This is a genomic window from Algoriphagus halophilus, assembly GCF_041729275.1.
In the GTDB taxonomy this organism is placed as follows: Bacteria; Bacteroidota; Bacteroidia; order Cytophagales; family Cyclobacteriaceae; genus Algoriphagus; species Algoriphagus halophilus_A.
On sequence record NZ_CP146486.1, the window covers coordinates 4,323,161 to 4,342,486 of the forward strand.

General features: G+C 40.0%; 10 protein-coding genes and 3 pseudogenes. 7 read left to right on the forward strand and 6 right to left on the reverse strand.

The window, feature by feature from the left end; translation table 11 throughout:
- Positions 1 to 130: 130 nt before the first annotated feature.
- Positions 131 to 625: a hypothetical protein gene (locus V8V91_RS23190; protein WP_373397441.1), complete on the reverse strand. Its 495-nt coding sequence runs from the start codon at positions 623 to 625 to the stop codon at positions 131 to 133.
- Positions 626 to 1,398: 773 nt separating this feature from the next.
- Positions 1,399 to 5,083: pseudogene (gene purL / locus V8V91_RS23195) on the reverse strand (phosphoribosylformylglycinamidine synthase).
- A gap of 367 nt (positions 5,084 to 5,450) precedes the next feature.
- Here purL and V8V91_RS23200 point away from each other — a divergent pair.
- The 6 genes from V8V91_RS23200 (at position 5,451) to V8V91_RS23225 (ending at position 12,739) form a co-directional block, all read left to right on the forward strand.
- Positions 5,451 to 6,056: a TetR/AcrR family transcriptional regulator gene (locus tag V8V91_RS23200; protein WP_373397442.1), complete on the forward strand. Its 606-nt coding sequence runs from the start codon at positions 5,451 to 5,453 to the stop codon at positions 6,054 to 6,056.
- A 57-nt stretch (positions 6,057 to 6,113) separates the two neighbouring features.
- Positions 6,114 to 7,496, forward strand: a complete 1,383-nt coding sequence (locus V8V91_RS23205; RefSeq protein WP_373397443.1) for a TolC family protein — start codon at positions 6,114 to 6,116, stop codon at positions 7,494 to 7,496.
- Between the two features lie 55 nt (positions 7,497 to 7,551).
- Positions 7,552 to 8,580: an efflux RND transporter periplasmic adaptor subunit gene (locus V8V91_RS23210; protein WP_373397444.1), complete on the forward strand. Its 1,029-nt coding sequence runs from the start codon at positions 7,552 to 7,554 to the stop codon at positions 8,578 to 8,580.
- Positions 8,528 to 8,686, forward strand: coding sequence for a hypothetical protein (locus V8V91_RS23215; RefSeq protein WP_373397445.1), 159 nt, complete (start codon positions 8,528 to 8,530; stop codon positions 8,684 to 8,686). The genes V8V91_RS23210 and V8V91_RS23215 overlap by 53 nt, the downstream gene beginning before the upstream one ends.
- Before the next feature lie 2 nt (positions 8,687 to 8,688).
- Positions 8,689 to 12,093 (forward strand): efflux RND transporter permease subunit, encoded by a 3,405-nt coding sequence (locus V8V91_RS23220; RefSeq protein WP_373397446.1) that lies wholly within the window; start codon positions 8,689 to 8,691, stop codon positions 12,091 to 12,093.
- A 133-nt stretch (positions 12,094 to 12,226) separates the two neighbouring features.
- Positions 12,227 to 12,739: a UpxY family transcription antiterminator gene (locus tag V8V91_RS23225; protein WP_074225080.1), complete on the forward strand. Its 513-nt coding sequence runs from the start codon at positions 12,227 to 12,229 to the stop codon at positions 12,737 to 12,739.
- 25 nt (positions 12,740 to 12,764) lie between these two features.
- On the opposite strand, the gene V8V91_RS23230 is transcribed toward V8V91_RS23225, so the two are convergent.
- The 4 genes and pseudogenes from V8V91_RS23230 to ligA all read right to left on the reverse strand — a co-directional run bounded on the left by V8V91_RS23230 (position 12,765) and on the right by ligA (position 18,481).
- Positions 12,765 to 13,469 carry a hypothetical protein gene (locus tag V8V91_RS23230; RefSeq protein ID WP_373397447.1) on the reverse strand — a complete coding sequence of 235 codons (705 nt, stop codon included), beginning with the start codon at positions 13,467 to 13,469 and terminating at the stop codon, positions 12,765 to 12,767.
- Positions 13,470 to 13,600: 131 nt separating this feature from the next.
- On the reverse strand, positions 13,601 to 15,094 hold the full coding sequence (gene xseA / locus V8V91_RS23235; protein WP_373397448.1) for an exodeoxyribonuclease VII large subunit: 1,494 nt from the start codon (positions 15,092 to 15,094) through the stop codon (positions 13,601 to 13,603).
- 5 nt (positions 15,095 to 15,099) lie between these two features.
- Positions 15,100 to 15,962 (reverse strand): annotated as a pseudogene (gene dapA, locus V8V91_RS23240) (4-hydroxy-tetrahydrodipicolinate synthase).
- A gap of 73 nt (positions 15,963 to 16,035) precedes the next feature.
- Positions 16,036 to 18,481 (reverse strand): annotated as a pseudogene (gene ligA / locus V8V91_RS23245) (NAD-dependent DNA ligase LigA).
- A 221-nt stretch (positions 18,482 to 18,702) separates the two neighbouring features.
- Between ligA and V8V91_RS23250 the strand changes: the two are divergent.
- Positions 18,703 to 19,293 (forward strand): TetR/AcrR family transcriptional regulator, encoded by a 591-nt coding sequence (locus V8V91_RS23250; RefSeq protein WP_373397449.1) that lies wholly within the window; start codon positions 18,703 to 18,705, stop codon positions 19,291 to 19,293.
- Positions 19,294 to 19,326 lie beyond the last annotated feature (33 nt).

Consider the following 19,326-nt stretch of genomic DNA (forward strand, 5'->3'; position numbering starts at 1 on the left):
CAAAAATTTAATAAATAGGGATTAAAAAAAATGGTAATTGAAATCTACCGCTCCAACAGAATTAAACCTGATTCTAAAAAATAGCTTTCCATTGTTTTTCAGTAAATCCAGGAATAATCCCCTAGTTTTTCTAGTTTATATCCTGATCTTTTTGTAATTCAACTAATGCTTGGTGTACTTTCTTCGCTTGTGAGAGAAATGACCCCCATTTGGAATTAGTAGAGTTTAACTCTTCAGACTTTTCTTCAAGACAGTGGAATCCTTGTTTGGTAAAAAGCATAATTCTGCATGCCCCTTTTTCAGGAAAAGGAATTTCTTCGATTTTAGTTGCCTTTTCAATCAACCCCTGAGCCATTTCTAGTAAAGAGAAAACTTCATTCCTTACGTTTTCGAAATTTCCACCCCCTATAATACCTCCTCCTTGACTAAAATAGATACTCGCATCACCAGATAGGTAGGCTACCAAACTGGCGAGTCCTTCTTCAAGCTCCCAGTCTATCATGACACCAAATACTTTTGATTCAGAAATGGATGAAGGTGATTCAATTTGATCAGCTGTAATTCCTAATGCTTGTTTCCTTAAATTGGTATATAAACTGGTTTGATTTTCTTGGGTGTGATTCATTTGGTTTGGTAATATTCAAATGGCAATAGAATGAATAGAATATTGGATTGCTAGGTGACTGGGTGATAGGTGTTTGCTGTCCAATATATTCCGTAAATCTTTGACAAAATTAGATAATTTTATGAATCCCTATTGATTTAAGTAGATAAAAGTTTTATTATTTTAATTTTAATTAGTTAGTTGATTTTTTCTTAGATTCAAAATACATTATTTAATATGTGTGTTATGTAACTGGTTTTTAGGGTGTTTAATTTTCGGGGGAATTCTTTTGGCTCCATTCAGTGTTAGGCGTCTTATGCCTAGGGAAATAATCGAATTTCAAATTGAATTGTTCTTTGGAAGATCTCGATTAATATGCTTTTCATCCTTAGAATTTTTTCTCACATCCTTAGTTTAAGAATTTTCTTAAAGAATCAGTACAAAATGCTATACGACAAAGATCACATTGTGCCTAATTATTAATTCTGAAGTTCTGGTTTGAAAGATTTTATATTTAGTATATCCGTTAAAAACCGAAGAGGATAAACTGCCCCAGTCCTTGTTATTGCTACAAAAATCTGACTGCCTATTAGGATGATCCATACCTACAATAATGATGGACAAAATTTGAGTTTTTGGATGGGAACATCAACCAAAATGCTCATCAAAAACTCTAAAAAGATTTGGAACTACAAGAAACAAAAATAGCATCGAGCGAAACCCAATGCTATCTTTATATTTATTCTTTAAAATCGTAACCTATAAAAGGAAAAGTTTTTCTCAGTTTTGTGATTTTAACTTTCTGAATTTTCTTCTACCCATTTTCTAGCATTGACAAAAGCATCCATCCAAGGAGTAAAATCGTCTTTTCTGTCTGCAGGATAATAAGGCCAGTTCCAAGGCTTTAAGCTTCGTTCAATATGAGGCATGATGGCCAAGTGACGTCCATCCGCAGAGGCGATGCCTGCTGTGGCATAATCAGATCCATTAGGGTTGCCAGGATAAGCTTCATAGCTGTATTTCATGGCAAAGTGATAATCGCTTTCCGCTTGAGGTAAATGGAATTTACCTTCACCGTGTGCCACCCAAACACCTAGCCTTTGTCCGCTTAATGAACCTAGCATCACCGAATCATTTTCAGGAATGGTTACATTCACGAAAGTAGATTCGAACTTATGGGATGCATTGTGAAGCATTTTGGGTTTATCTGTATGATCAGAGGTAACCAAGCCTAATTCAATCATGAGCTGACATCCGTTACAAACCCCTAAACTTAAGGTGTCAGGTCTAGCATAGAAATTATCCAAGGCTTGCTTTGCTTTTGGATTGTATAGGAATGCACCGGCCCAGCCTTTGGCAGAACCCAACACGTCAGAATTAGAAAATCCTCCAACAAAGACAATCATTTGAACATCTTCCAGGTTTTCTCTTCCAGCAATCAAATCCGTCATATGCACGTCCTTCACCTCAAATCCCGCCAACCATAAGGAATAAGCCATTTCCCGGTCACCATTCACTCCTTTTTCACGAATGATGGCCGCTTTCGCTTTGCCTACGGTTTTTCTGAAAGGATCTAAACCAGCTGCATTGAAATCACCTTTCCATCCTGCTGCAAATTCATAGGAAAGAATCTGATTTTTGTAATTGTCAAAGCGATCTTTTGCTAATTTTTCTCCACTTTGCTTTCTATCCAACAGGTAGGAAGATTTGAACCAAGTATCTCTCAACTCTGCTACCTCTAAGCTAAGTTCAGTTCCTTTGAATTCAACTTTACCTGTATCTGTAACTTTTGCAAGTTCAACGAAGTCCACATCATCTTCCACCAACAGCTCCTCTACTGCATTCTCATCAGATACCTGAAGAATTACGCCAGGATTTTCAGCAAATAACATTTTCACCAAATCCTGTTCTTTCATTCGGTTAGGATGAACTTTCAGACCCACTCCGGGGCTTGGGAAACACATTTCAAGTAAGGTAGTGATCAATCCCCGGAAGAAATATCATGACCCGCTAGAATCCATCCTTGATCTATGAGATCCTGAACAGAAGCAAATGCTTTTGCAAAGTGTTCTGAATCCTTCACGTCAGGAGTTTCGGTTCCTATTTTATTAAGTGCCTGATAGAAGCTGGATCCGGCAAGTTTTGCTTCTTCTCGGGAGAAGTCCACATACAAAAGCTTACTTCCTTTGACAGGTTGAATTGCAGCCTTTACAGATCTCTTCACGTCCATACATTCCCCAACTGTAGAAATGATGACAGTTCCTGGAGAGTACACTACTTTTCCATCAGGATATTTTTGTGTCATGGACAGGGAATCTTTTCCGGTTGGAATATTGACCCCTAAATCAATCGCAAATTTAGAAACCGCTTCAACAGCTCTGTATAATCGATCATTTTCACCTTCATTCTTCGCTGGCCACATCCAGTTCGCTGATAGGGAAATCCCAGCCAATCCATCTTGAATCGGTGCAAAAATCAAATTTGTAAGAGCTTCTGCGATGGCTAACCTACTTCCAGCTTCAGGATCTGCCAAAGCAGCTACGGGAGCATGTCCAATGGAAGTGGCGATTCCTTTTTCACCAGTAAAGTCCAAAGCCATTACCGCGACATCGTTCAATGGAAGTTGAATCGCGCCGACAGTTTGTTGAGTGGCAACACGACCAGTTACGGATCGGTCCACTTTATTGGTCAACCAGTCTTTACAGGCCACTGCTTCCAACTGCAATACCTCATTGATGTAGGATTTAATCAGTTCAGGATCATAGCTTGCTTCGGCAAAGTCGGATTTCTTGGTGGTGTCCTCTAGAATAGTTTTGGGAGAGGAACCAAACATATAACTCAAGTTCCAGTCTACCGGCTTTTCTCCAGTCTTCTGGTTCTCAAATTTGAAATGCATGTCTCCAGTGGTTTCTCCAACTACATAAAAAGGAGCTCTTTCTCTATCGGAAATGGTATGAAGGGTATCGATGTCTTTTTTCCGATCACCAAGCCCATTCTTTCTTGGGACTCATTGCCCACGATTTCCTTCGCTGAAAGGGTAGGGTCCCCTACAGGTAACTTATCAATATGGATAGTTCCTCCTGTGTTTTCCACTAATTCAGATAGGCAATTTAAGTGGCCACCTGCTCCATGGTCATGGATAGAAATGATTGGATTATTTTCATTCTCTGCCATGGCGCGGATCACATTGGACACCCGCTTTTGCATTTCAGGGTTAGATCTCTGAATCGCATTGAGTTCGATGGCGTTGGAAAGTTCACCGGTATTTAGGGAAGATACCGCAGATCCTCCCATTCCGATTCTATAATTATCACCGCCCATGATCACAATTAGATCACCGGCTTTTGGTTCTTCTTTTTTAGTATACTTGGCATTGGTAAAGCCAACACCTCCGGCAAGCATGATTACTTTATCAAAGCCATGTTGCTTCCCCTCTTCTTCATGTTCGAAAGTTAGAACAGAACCAGAAATCAAAGGCTGACCGAATTTATTTCCAAAATCGGAAGCTCCGTTGGAAGCTTTGATCAAGATGTCCATGGGAGATTGATACAACCATGGTCTTGCTTCCAGGTTCTTTTCCCAGCTTCTTCCTTCTTCAGTTCTTGGGTAAGAGGTCATGTAAACCGCTGTTCCGGCCAATGGAATAGAGGCTGTTCCTCCTGCCATACGATCTCGGATTTCACCTCCTCCGCCGGTAGCTGCTCCATTGAATGGTTCTACAGTAGTGGGGAAATTATGGGTTTCTGCTTTCAGCGAAATGACCGTGTCAATATCTCTTGTTTCGAAAAAGTCTGCTTTGTCCTGTGTCTTTGGAGCAAATTGCTGCGCTTTTGGTCCTTGCACAAAAGCAACGTTGTCCTTGTAGGCAGAAGCAATTCTATTGGGATGCTTTTTGGAAGTTTCTTTGATCAGTTGAAATAAGGTCAAAGGCTTCTCTTCTCCATCAATGATAAAGGTTCCGTTGAAGATTTTGTGGCGGCAGTGTTCAGAGTTCACTTGACTGAAACCAAATACTTCAGAGTCAGTCAGGGGTCTTTCCAACTGCTTGGCAACGTTCTCCAGGTAATCAACCTCTTCTTGGCTAAGCGCTAATCCTTCTTTTTTATTGTAGGCAGCGATATCAGAGATTTCCTGAATTTTTTCAGGCTCTAAATGAATATCAAAGATATCCTGATCCAGTCCATCGTAAGACTTTTGAAGCATGGGGTCAATTTGATCCCCTTCTTTTAATGGGAAAAACTCTTCAATTCTGATGATTCCCGGAATCCCCATATTTAGGGTGATTTCCACCGCATTGGTGGACCAGGGTGTAATCATTTCTTTTCTTGGGCCGGAGAATTTACCTTCTACCTGTTTGGTTTCCAGTGCTTTGGCCTCTCCAAAAAGCCAGATTAATTTCTGGATGTCTTCGGGTGCGAAAGGTTGTGGAGTTTGTACGGCGTAGATAAGGTTTTGAGGGGATTCGAAGAAGAATATCATGTCCTTAGGCTAGTAAGCTGCAAAGGTAAGAAATTGGACTTTAGATTGAAATATTTAGGAGAGGGTTATTTGATGAGGTTGGAAATATTCAGTGGGATCACCGAAGTTTGAAAATAGTTGAACTATGGAATTATAGATAACGTTTAGCCAAAAAGTTCCTTGAGTGAAAACAAAATATTTCAGGGTTGCTGGCATTGGCTTGAGTCAGGAAAAAGTTGGAGAGCTGCTTTTATGTTCGTAATCGTACGGTTTTCAATGTTATTTTTTTGTTAACTCGAAAGAATGTTCGTTTTTAGTACTGAGGAAACTTTTGGAAAGTGGAAAGTTTCCGTAGTTTTGCGTTCGCTTAAATCAAGAATAATATTCAATGAGGAAGAAGATATTAGAGGTTGCTGTCGAACAGTTTAGTCGTTTTGGAGTAAGAACCATCACGATGGAAGATATCGCACGATTATCCGGTGTTTCCAAAAAGACGATTTACCAAGAATTTAAGGATAAAAAGGAGTTGGTAAAGGAAGCATTTGGTATGCTCTTAAATGAAGACCAAGAAAAGCTGGAAGCGATCATGAGCGATGAAGACGGGGTAATAGAACATTTAGTTTATACCTCTAGAATGATCCGGGAGCGAATTGCCAACTTGAACCCAATGGCAATCTTAGAAGTGCAACGGTATTTTCCGGATGCATGGAAAATGTTCGAATGCTTTAGGGACAATGTTATTGTGACAAACATCGTCAAAGTCTTAGAAAGAGGGAAAAAGTTGGGGTATTTTCGAGAAGAAATCAATACAAGGATTTTGGCAAGGATGCGCGTAAATCAAATCAATGCGGCTTTTGATCCTTCAAATTACAGCGGAGAAGATGTGAAGATGGTGGATATACAGATGGAATTGATGGACCATTTTCTTCAAGGGATTTTTACTGAAAAAGGAAGAAAGGCTTACCTTGAAAGTATTGGGTTAAATCATAAGTAAGCCAGACATACAACAGGAATTTTGAACTACAAACCGACTTTTATTTAGAATAACAACATGTTTAAGAAGAAGATTAAATTAGTAATCCTGAGCTTGTTAAGCCTAATTGGTTCAGGAGTTTTAGCACAGGAGACCCCTCCTTTAGAAGTTCTTCAGCTTAATTTAAAGGAGACTTTGGAATATGCGCTGGAGAATAATCCAGATTCAAAAAATGCCAAGCTGGAAGTCATGATTTCACAGACCACCATTAAAGAGAATACTGCTTCGGGTCTGCCACAAATCAATGGTTCAGTAGGGATCAATTACAACCCTTTGGTTCAGGTGGTCTTTTTACCGAATGAGCCTCCTTTCGGAGATCCTAGTAATCCATCCGATGTAATTCCTGCTAGGTTTGGGGTTAGCTATTCTGGAAATGCGGGGTTCACCTTGTCTCAAATGATTTTTGATGGCTCCTTCTTCGTGGGTTTACGTGCAGCCAAGACTTACAAGGCCTTGACTGAATTTGACAAGGTCAAAGTAGAGAATGATGTCATTGAAAATGTGAAGAAAGCCTACTTTGGAGTTTTGGTCAATGCTGAGCGAATCAAACTTTCCCAATCCAATTTAAGCCGGATTGATTCTCTCTTGGAGGAAACCAGAGCTTTAAATGAGGCAGGTTTTACCGAGAAGATAGAAGTTTCAAGAATTCAGGTTCAAAGAAACAATACATTTTCTCAGTTGAAGCAAAGTCTTACGGCCTATGATATCTCCAAACAACTATTAAAAATTCAACTGGGCTTACCTCGGAATTATGATATCGTGATTACCGAAACTTTAGCAGAATTAAATCCAGAAGAAGATTTAGCGGCTTTATTGGCCATGGAAGTAGGACATCGAGTAGAAATGGATCAGATCAATACCAACTTGGAATTGACTCAGTTGGATTTAAGGTATAATACTTCCCAGTATTTGCCGACGATCGATTTGAATGCAAACTTCACCAGGTCTGGTGCTGGGGATTCCTTTAGTAGGTTGTTTAATAGCATCAACTGGTTTAGCTCTTCCATGGTTGGGGTGACTATGAACATTCCGATTTTTGATGGTTTATCCAAAAGTGCACGAATTCAACGAAATAGAATTCAATTGCAACAGCTTGAAAATCAAAAGTTTTATTTGAATCAAAACATTGCTTTAGAAGTGTATCAAGCCAAGCAAAATCTAGCTAATGATTTGGAAGTGCTAGCAGTACAAAGAGAAAGCATGGAACTCGCCAAGGAGGTCTACGATATTTCTAAAATCAAATACAATGAAGGAGTAGGTTCCAATTTGGAAGTAGTGGAAGCAGATGCTGCCTTGATAGAATCTGAAATCAACTATTTAGGAGCTCTTTATGATGGCTTGGTTTCTAAAGTGGACTTAGAAAAAGCTTTAGGAGTTCTGAAAAACGGATTGGATTATTAAGTGGTAGATCCACTATCACAAACAAAACTTGTAACAACGATATTATTTATACACAATGAAATTATCACATAAATTTTTACCACTGATAGGGTTGACTTTCTTGGTTTTTTCCTGCGAACCAAAAGATGAGTTGGCTGCAAAAAGAGCAGAATTGGAAGAGTTGAAAAATCAATCCAATGAGCTAAATACCTCCATTGCCTTATTGGAGGAGGAATTGATGAAAATGGATCCTGAATTTGCAAGTCAAAATCAAAAGTCCATTCTTATAACTACCACCAATGCTAAAAAGGGGGAATTTGATCATTATGTTGAAGTAACAGGATCTGTACTCTCTAAAAAGAATGTGGTAATCAGTTCCGAAACTTCAGGTAGAATATTGGAAATCCCAGTATTGGAAGGTATGCGGGTTGCTAAAGGAACGGTATTGGCCAAAATAGATGCAGAGACTATTGAGAGAAGTATCGATGAGTTGGAAAACTCATTGGAGTTGGCGACTACCCTGTTTGAAAAACAGGAGCGTTTATGGAATCAGCAAATTGGAACAGAGGTTCAATACCTAGAGGCAAAAAACCGAAAAGAAGGATTGGAAAGAAACCTGGCTTCTGCCCGAACCAATCTTGATAAGGCCATTATTAGAGCTCCATTTACTGGAACAATCGAAGAAGTTCAGGTGAGATTGGGAGAATTGGTACAGCCAGGGATGGGAATGTTCCAATTTGTAGGGGAAAGTGATCTCTTTATTGAGGCAGATATTTCAGAAAGTTACATAGGTGTGCTTTCCAAAGGTGATTCTGTGGAGGTGAGTTTCCCTTCCATCAATAAAGAACTTCAAACCAAAGTTTCTTCTGTAGGAGCGATCATCAATCCAAATAACAGAACCTTTAAGGTGGAAGTTTTTCTTCCAAATATTGATTTGGTGAAACCGAATATGATTTCTGTGTTGAAAATCTTGGATTACCAAAGTGCGGATGCAGTGATAGTACCTAGCTATTTGATCTTAAGTGATAACAGGGGGGGATTATGTCTTTACCGTGGAAAATGGAAAAGCTATCAAGAAATATGTAGAGCGAGGAAAGACATTTGATAAGGAGACTGAGATCCTAACTGGACTTACCGGTTCAGAGGTTTTAGTGGACAAAGGATTCCGAGAAGTAGGAGATAATTTCAATGTGAATATAGCACAGCAGTAATTATGGCAGAACAACAGAAACCACAAAAAACGAGAGAGTTTGGACTGTCCAGTTTGTCAGTGGACAATTCCACTTCGGTGGTTATCCTTACCTTAATTATCTCGGTGTTAGGACTTAGTGCCTACAGAAATATGCCAAAGGAAAGTTTCCCGGAAATTGTGATTCCTACAGTTTACGTGGGAACCCCGTATCCAGGTAACTCTCCGGTCGATATGGAGAACTTGATTACTCGTCCTATCGAAAAAGAATTGAAGTCCCTAAATGATATCAAGGATATTAATTCTACCTCTGTGCAGGACTTTTCTTCCATTGTTATTGAGTTTAACCCTGGAGTAGAAATTTCCAAAGCCATCCAGGATGTAAAGGATGCTGTCGATAAGTCAAAGAGCGAACTTCCCACAGATCTAGATCAGGATCCCAATGTATTGGAAATCAATACTTCTGATTTCCCGATCATGAATGTGAATATCTCTGGAAATTATTCGGAGGCTGAACTGAAGAAATTTGGGGAATATTTGGAAGATGAAATAGAGAAGCTTCCGGAAATATCCAAAGCAGATCTGGCTGGAACAGTGGAGCGTGAAATCCAAATCAATGCAGATCCTTATAAAATGGAGTCGGTTGGCGTGAGTTTTAATGACATTGCTCAAGCGGTACAAACCGAAAATGTGACCATTTCAGGAGGTAATATCCGTTCTGGGGATTATCAGCGCACACTTAGAATAGATGGAGAATTCAGTGATCCAATGGATCTTCAGAATATCATCGTAAAAACCGATAACCAAAAGATTGTTTACCTACGGGATGTCGCGGAAGTAAAAGACACCTATAAGGAAAGAACCAGCTATGCACGTAGCAAAAACCTTCCGGTAGTTACCATCAACGTCACCAAAAGGAGTGGGGAAAACCTATTGTATGCTGCTGATAAAATCAAAGAGATCATTGAACAAACCAAAGCAAATAGATTCCCTCCAGATTTGGAGATTACTATTACCAATGATCAATCAAAGCAGACGAGACTTCAAGTAAGTGACCTTGAGAACTCCATTATTTTCGGGGTGATCCTGGTGGTATTGGTATTGATGTTCTTCCTGGGTTTCAGAAATGCACTGTTTGTAGGAATTGCCATTCCTCTTTCCATGTTTATTTCCTTCTTGGTGTTGAATGCCTTCGGGATTACGCTTAATCTAATGGTGCTATTCTCTCTGATATTGGCACTAGGGATGTTGGTGGATAATGGGATTGTGGTGGTTGAAAATATCTATCGTCTGATGTCCGAAGGAAAGTCAGCTGTACAGGCTGCAAAAGAAGGGGTAGGAGAAGTGGCTTGGCCAATCATTACCTCCACAGCAACCACCTTAGCTGCATTTCTTCCTTTAGCATTCTGGGATGATTTGGTAGGAGAGTTCATGAAATTCTTACCAATTACCCTGATCATTGTACTTTCCTCTTCCTTGTTTGTTGCCTTGGTGATCAACCCTGTATTGACCGCCTTGTACATGAAAGTGGAAGATGTAAGCAAGGATAAACCCAAGCAAAAATCAATTGTAGTTGCAGGGATATTTCTCATTCTTTCCACCATATTTTATTTGGTTGGAATCACTGCATTTGGAACGCTTCTTCTAGTGGCCTGTGTGCTGACCTTGTTCAATGTGTTTGTCTTGAGGAAAGCGATTCGATGGTTCCAGACGGTATTACTGTTGAAGTTGGAGAATATTTATGAGTCGACCTTGGAATATGCGCTTAATGGTAAAAAACCATACCTATTTTTCGGAGGTACAGTACTCTTATTGTTCTTTTCCTTGGTTTTATTGGGCATCAGAGCTCCGAAAATATTGTTCTTCCCAGATAACCAGCCTCAGTTAATCAATGTATTCATTGAATTTCCTATCGGTACCGATATTGAGGCTACCAATGAATTTGTGGATGGAATGGAAGACGAGTTGATGGTCGCTTTGGCTGATTATGAAGACATTTTGGAGTCTGTCATTAGCCAGGTAGGTGAGGGTACAGGAGATCCTTTGGAAGGACCAAGTAACCAACCTACTCCTCACAAGGCAAAAATCACCATCGGCTTTGTGGATTATATTGACAGGCAAGGAATCAATACCAATGAAGCCATGGAAGTGATTCGTCAGCTGGTTGAAAAATATCCGGGCGTACTAATCACAGTGGATAAGCAACGAAATGGTCCTCCTACAGGAAAAGCAGTGAACCTTGAGTTTGTAGGGGAAGATTATGACCAGTTGATCGCATATGTAAACAAAACCAGGGAATACTTGACCAACCTCAACATCGCAGGAATTGAAGAGCTTAAATCTGACCTTTCCTTAGGTAACCCTGAAGTGATCTTGAATATCGACAGAGAGAAAGCTAGAAGGTTTGGTTTATCTACTTCTGAAATTGCCAATGACCTAAGAACTGCACTCTTTGGATTGGAAGTATCGAAGTTTAAAGAAGGAGAGGATGACTATCCAATTCAGTTGAGGCTTAAGGAAGGCTTCCGTTACGACATCAATACCTTGGTCAATAAAAAGATTGGGTTTAGAGATAAGTTCGGTACTAAACGGGAGGTGCCTATTTCCGCAGTCGCAGAGATCAAGTATGGTTCTACCTATGGTTCTGTGAAACGGAAAGATTTGGATAAAGCGATTACGGTTTATTCCAACGTTTTGGATGGATATAACCCGACTGAAGTGAATGCTCAAATTCAAGCTGCCCTTAGAAATTATGATGTGCCGGATGGGATTTCGGTGAAATATACTGGTGAACAAGAAGAACAGCAGAAATCCATGGAGTTCTTGATTGGAGCATTGGGGATCGCGGTATCCTTGATCTTCTTAATCATCGTGGCCCAGTTCAATTCTGTGACCACACCGTTCATTATCATGGCCTCAGTAGTATTGAGTACGATTGGTGTATTCTTGGGGCTGGTGATTTTCAATATGGACTTTGTGGTGATCATGACAGGTATTGGAATTATATCCCTCGCAGGGGTTGTGGTAAACAATGCCATTGTATTGATCGACTACACGAACCTGGTAAGAGAAAGAAAAAGAGAAGAGCTGGGGATGGGGCCAAAAGATCATTTGCCATTTAACTTGATGATCGCAAGTATCGTGGAATCAGGAAAAACAAGATTGAGACCGGTATTGCTTACAGCGATCACAACGGTACTTGGTTTGATTCCTTTGGCTATCGGTATGAATATCAATTTTGGAACATTATTAAGTGACTTTAATCCGCAATTCTATGTAGGGGGAGATAACGCAGCTTTCTGGGGTCCAATGGCCTGGACAGTGATTTTTGGGTTAACCTTTGCGACCTTCCTCACGTTAGTAATTGTACCAGTCATGTATCTCTTGGCCGACAAGTTAAATATGCGGTTAAAGAAGATTAAAGCATGATTGTTTTAAGGTTGGTGGTTTTTTTATAAAACCTCCGGGGTTCTATCCCGGGGTTTTTTCATTTTAAGTCCAGCTTGGTTCGACCTTTGCTGCTAAAAAATGTTAATTTTAAATACCCAAATAGATTACTAAAATGAATGAGATGAAGTGGTATGTGATGTATACAGCATCACGTTCCGAAAAGAAGGTTGCAGAAAGATTAAGAGAAAATGGCAAAGAAGTGTATCTGCCAATTATAGAGGAGGTTAGACAGTGGTCAGATAGGAAGAAAAAAGTTCAAAGACCCTTGTTTAACGGGTATGTGTTTGTAAAAACCAATAGGAATCAATTGTGGGAATGTCTACAGGTTCCAGGAGCAGTAAAATTCGTCCATTTCTCTGGGCAACATGCCACCATCAGAGATGAGGAGTTGGATATCATTGAAAGAATTATTTCTACGGGGGTCGCAGTGGAATCAGATGGAACAGTCATAGAGCCCGGAGAAAAAGTAGAGGTAATTGGAGGAGCACTTCAACATATGACAGGAGAAGTCATAGAAAAAGGAAACAAGGATTATTTCTTAATCAGAATCCCAAGTATCTACCAAAACATGCTGGTAAGTATTCCACGTAAATTTTTACAACCACTAGGAAAAGTCAGTCAATAAAAAAGGAGCGTTAATCGCTCCTTTTCTATTTTTCAATTCGTGGGTAAAGATATCTTCTATACACGATTTGGGCCTGAAATAAATGATCCCCAAATTTATTAAATCCCACATTTCCGTCTATATCATCCACAAAGGTGAGTAGCATGGTTCCTTCTGCCGCAATATCGGAATAGGCCCCTAACTGGAAGCTTAAGCCAGCCCGAACAGGGATGTAAGCTGTTGTTTTATTGAATTTCTCCGGAACCTCGTCTTCGTTAAAGGATTTGGTTTGTTTGGTGCTCGTGTACATGACTCCCAACCCAAATCCACCATAAAGATTCGCAAAGCTTCGGTTCATATGATTTGAAAAAGGAATAAGATTGATGCTTGGCATCATATCAAAATAGATGGCACTTCCTTTTGCGGTAAATGCAGCATTATTTTCATACCAATAATCCCGAACTTTCGTACTTGGATTGCCACCACTTGAAATCCATTGAATGCCAGTGGTTGCCCTCAGATCAATCATGGGAGTCAACCTTTTTGCGATAGAAGCGGAAAAAGATGGTTTGATCTCGAAATTAAAAGTTCTGTATGCTCCTCCATTATCCAGATAGGCAAAAGAGGGGCCCATACCAATACTTAAGATATTATCTCTGGATATTTTTTCCTTATAGAAATTTTGAGCCTCTACTGTTTCGGAGAATATTAGAAATAAAATAAAAAACGGTATGGAAAGTAATTTTTGCATGATGGTATTCCTGATGCATTAATGTAAGTTTCAGGATTGTTGCAAATTCGTCAACAAATATGCCAATCCTTTCAAATAATTCATATCCATTACAGGATTATTGAAGAATTATTGTTAAATGAGTAATCTGATCACTCGTTTTCGAAGGCTTTTTGAATTTCTTCCTCCGTGGATTTTAGCTTAAATCGGCATGCTTTTACCAATTCTGAAGCCTCTTTTACCAATTCAGATAATTCATCAATGCTTTTTTTCCTTCTTCTAATTGAACCAAGATCTGTTCTAGACGGCTCATTGCTTCTGTATAATTTATATCTGCCATTACTCCTCAATTTGGGTAATTGTACTACTGATTTTTTGGTTGATGTGTGGGTGATCATCAGATCCCCTTCTTTGATAGCTACTAACTGAACAGGTACTGAATTTACTTCCGTCTTGGTATATCCTCTCTCCAAAATTGATTTTGGATCCAATTGTGAAAGGGTTTTTGATAGTCTCTCCACGCGATTGGATTCCTGAACCAAGGTATGTTCCACCTCTTGCTTGATCGTCTTTTCCAAGGATGAGAGTTTTACCTTCTCCAATTGAATCAAACTTTTGGAAGCACTTTTAATTTGGTTGAGGTTCGCATTCAACCTGTCGGTCTCCCTACTGAGCCTGTTCATGCAATTGGAATTGATTCGATGACTTAAACCCTGCAACACCGTGAATTGTTCTTGCAGCTGTATTCTGGTACTCCGGTCCAATCTTCGAAATTGCAAGGAAAGCAGTTCGTCAAATTCCCGGAATCCTGAAAGTAAAAACTCCGCCACCGCGGTGGGTGTTTTTAACTTGGTATTTGCCACTAAATCAGCAATGGTTTCATCCCGTTCATGACCAATCCCTGTGAATACCGGTAAACTACATTGGGCAATTTTAAGAGCCAATTGATAGTCGTCAAAGCAATCCAAGTCTAATTGGGCACCACCTCCTCTAATAATCACGATTGCCTCCAGACCTAAGCGGTCTTTGGACTCTTCTGCAAGCTCAATGGCCCGGATCAAGTTGGCGGATGCGTCATTCCCCTGCATCAGGGAGGGAAATAATTTGTAATAAATATGGTAGCCTCCCGGGTTAGATACAAGTTGATTGAGGAAGTCTCCATACCCGGCTGCAGTAGCACTACTGATAATACCTATTTTTTGAATAACCGGAGGCATCTCAAGTTGGCTATTTAGATTGATCATTCCTTCCTTGGTAAGTCGGTCGATCGTTTCCTGTCTCAACCTGGCTCTTTCCCCTAAAGAGAACGATGGGTCAATGTCCTTTACATTGATGCTAAGTCCATACAGTGGATGAAAATTAATGGCCACCTGAGCCAGGATATTCATTCCATTTTTCAAACTGGAACCAGTAACAGACTCGAATTTAGCAGCGATGTTTCTATAGGTGAAAGCCCATAGGTTGGCTCGAAGTTTTGCCTGGATTTTATTTCCGGATTTCTCTACGAGTTCAAAATAGGCATGACCTTGAGGGGAAAGCCTAAAATCTGAGATTTCACCCACCACCCAATAAACCGGATCCAGTTCAGTGTCGATTACCTGTTGGATCAGCTGGTTTAATTCTGAGATGGATCGTGCATTATGCATTCAGATTAGTTGGATTTTTGGTATACCGTTTTGATCTGCTGATTCAATTCAAGACTTGCTCTCAACATAGGAAGTCTTAGCTGGTCGCCACAGATTCCCATATGCATCAATAGGTTTTTAATTCCTACGGGATTCCCTTCCTGGTACATCAAGGAATTGAAATCCAAAAGGGAAAAAGAAGCTTTTAAACTTTCTTTTTCTGAACCATGGCAAATCGCTTTAAAAGTGGAAGGAAGTGCATTTGCCAAAACAGAAATGATTCCGGAACCTCCGATACTATACATGGCTTTCGTCATTAAGTCATCCCCGGAAATCAACAGAAAATCTTTGGGCTTAGAGGCTGCGATTTGCATACACTGTTCCAGATTTCCGCTGGCCTCTTTCATTCCGATGATATTGGGATGGTCAGCTAAACGTAATGTTGTTTCGGCTGTCATATTTGACATGGTTCTTCCCGAACGTTATATAGAATCACTGGTACAGGGCAGTTATCCGCAATAGCAGTATAATGTGCAATGATCCCTCTTTGACTTGGTTTGTTATAAAAAGGACTCACCGAGAGAATGGCAGAGATTCCGGTAAAATCGGTATTGATGATCTCATTCAACACCAATTGGGTGTTGTTTCCACCAACTCCATAAACTACGGGAACTCTCCCCGCATTGTATTCCAAACAAGCAGCAAGCACTTGTTTTCTCTCTGCAGGCAACAAAGTAGCGGATTCACCGGTCGTTCCTAAAACGACTAAATAATCAACCCCGCCATCTATGACATGGTCTATTAGCTTTTTTAATCCTGTAAAGTCAATAGAGCAATCATCATGAAATGGTGTGACTAATGCTACTCCTGTTCCTTTAAATTGATTCATTTGTAATAAATAGGTTTGAAGCCTAAAGATAATGGGCTTACTTGAATTGATCTTAAGAAAATTGATATTTGGATTATTCTTGTATCATTTTAAGGAATTCTTCCTCTGAAATCATAGGAATACCTAGTTTTTCAGCTTTTTCCTTCTTACTAGGCCCCATATCTGCTCCTTCTATGATAAAGTCCAGATTTTTGGAAACGGATGATAGGTATTGGCCTCCATGAGCGATGACAGTATCTTTGATCTCATCTCTTTTAAAATGAACAAGTTTCCCACTGGCCAAAATCCGTTTACCCGCTAAAGCATCCCCTAATTGGCGGTCTTCATGCTGCTCAATTTCAAATTTTAACCCAAAGGCTCTTAACCGGGTAATGATCTCTTGGTTTTTGGGCTGAGCAAAGAAATCATGGATGCTATGTACCAATGTTTCGCCTACACCATTGATCTCTAATAGTTGCTCCGTAGTGGCAGCTTCTAATTTTTCAATGGACCCAAAATGCCTTGCCAATAATTGAGCAGTATTCTCCCCAATATTTCGAATTCCCAAAGCAAACAATACCTTTTCAAAAGGTTGGTTTTTCGATGCTGAGATCCCCTCCATCATGTTAGAAATTACACCGTCCTGAAAAGTATTCGCTTTCAGTTTTTTAATTCGATCTTGAACTTCCGAGGAAAGATCTAAATTCAGTTTCAGTAAAATCCCATGAACAGTTCCTTCCAATTTAGAGGTCGATAAAATGGTTTCAAAATCCACTCTTCTTCCCAGTAAAATCTCCAGCACCCTACCGCACATAATCTTCCAGCTTAGGTAAGCCGTGATCTTTCAAATGATTGATTAAGTACTCCACCATTCCGACGTTGGCCGGAACTTTCTTTTTCCAAAGCCTGATTTGTTCCTGAAATGACCTCAAGGTTTCCTGCAATGGCAGCTCTGCTTTTTCCAATAAAAAGTCATGAATCTGTTTGAAAGAGATTTGTTCTGTCAAAGCAAAAAGAGCCTTTTCCACCGTGATATACAATAAACCATCTCCCTCTGTTTCGTATTGGTCATGGGACATTTCAAGTCCCAAAAGGTCCTGTTTTTTCTGTTCCAACTCATAAATATCTGCCGGATTGGAGATGAAACCCTGATCGATCAACGCACGGATTCTTTCGGTACCCATGGAATCGATATCCATGGCACGTTTATGTACAAAATGCTCTATTCTTCCTAAAACCTGAGGTGGACAGGTTTCGGCATTTGGACAATAATGCTTTGCTTCTCCCTCTTTTCTCTCCAAGGCTGTTCCACATTCGGGGCAATGAGTGATATAAGCGATGGGTTTAGCTTCTGATTTCCTTCGATCAAAGTTGACTGCAGTGATTTTGGGAATGATTTCTCCGCCTTTTTCTACGTAAACAAAATCTCCCTCATGTAAATCGAGTCGTTCAATTTCATTGGCATTATGTAAGGAAGCCCGTTTCACGGTTGTTCCAGCTAAACTTACTGGAGATAGGTTGGCTACCGGTGTGATAGCCCCTGTTCTTCCTACTTGATAGGTGATGGATAAAAGCTCAGATTCAGCACTCTCTGCTTTGTATTTATAAGCAATGGCCCAACGAGGGTTTTTAGCGGTAAAGCCCAATTCCTCTCGCTGATCGTAATTATTGACTTTTAAAACCACCCCATCCGTGTCCACAGGAAGTGAAAATCGCTTTTCTTTCCAGTCATTAATGTATTGGACCACTTCCTGTATGTTGGCTACTTTTCTATAGGTCTGGGACACGTTGAATCCCCATTGTTCTAGGAGGGCAATAGCTTCTGAATGGGTGTTGACACTCAAATCATCTCCGAGCAATTGGTAGAAATAACAGTTTAATCTTCTTTTTGCCACTACGGAAGAATCCTGCATTTTCAGGGTTCCGGAAGCTGCATTTCTAGGGTTTGCCAACAAGGCTTCCCCAGCTTCATCACGAGCCGCGTTTATTTTTTGGAATTCTCTCAAGGGTAGGAATATTTCTCCCCTGACCTCAAATTTTGCAGGGATATTTTGGCCTTTCACCTCGAGAGGAATATTTCTAATTGTCCGAACATTTGCAGTGACATCATCTCCACGATATCCATCTCCTCGGGTAACTGCCCTGAGCAAGCGTCCGTTTTCATACACCAGGCTGATGGCCACCCCGTCGAATTTCATTTCACAGAAATACTCAAAATCAGAATGCCCCAGACCTTTGATGACACGTTCGTCAAAGGCAATTAATTCTTCAACAGAGTAAGTATTCCCCAAGGAAAGCATGCGAGTTTCATGTTCTACCGTCTGGAACTCCTTGGTAATGGTACCACCTACACGCTGGCTGGGGCTGTCAGGATCTAACAAGTCAGGGAACTCAGTTTCCAGTTTGATCAGCTCTTCCAATAATTGATCGAACTCATAATCAGAGATTTCAGGATTGCTTTCCTGATAATACAGATTATTATGATGATTGATCTCTTGCGTGAGTTGAGCAATTTTTGCTGCTGCTTCTTGGTGGTTCATAAATGGGACTGAAAATTGGAATCCTAAAAATACATTTTGCCGCTGCAAAGATCAATTCGAATTCTTAGGAACAATAGGTTCTTTAAGAATATTTTCTCCTAAGATTGAATTTCTATCTTTGGGTTGATAAGTGTAGTCATGAGCAAAAAAATAGCCAAGAGGGTAAAATTCTAGATGCGGCGTACAAACTTTTTCTTGAAAAAGGGTACCGTCATACCACGATGGATGAGATATCAGCAAGCTTGGGTATCAGTAAAAAAACGTTGTATAAATATTATCCAGGGAAACTGGAATTATTGGAGGCTTCTTTTGAAGTATTGAAATTGAAGATGAGCTCCAAAGTGGAGGCTATTTTGGAAAACAAATACATTTCTTTTCCACTCAAATTAAAGTCTACTTTAACAGTGGTTGCCAATCACTTGGCTCCCATCAATCCAGAGTTGTTTGAAGATGTGCGTGAACATGCCCATGACATCTGGGAAGAAATGAAGATTTATATCAATGAATCTGCCTACTTGAGATTTCAAAAATTAATTAAACAAGGAGTGGAGCAAGGTTTAGTGAACCCTGGGATCAATATCAATCTGGTCGTCATGCTCTATGCATCGGCGGTTCAATCCTTATTGGATCCTAAATTCATCGGCCAGTTTCCGGAGTCTATCCAAAAGGGAATGAAGCTATCCCCTCAGAAATCTTTGATCAGGCCATTTCGATTATTTATAATGGGATACTCACGGAGGAAGCAAGGAATGAATTTGCAAATGCCTGACCTCTCCCTCAATCGTTTTACTTATCTTTGCGGCCAGAAATAATTGAATTGAAATTTATTTCACCCATTTAGCATT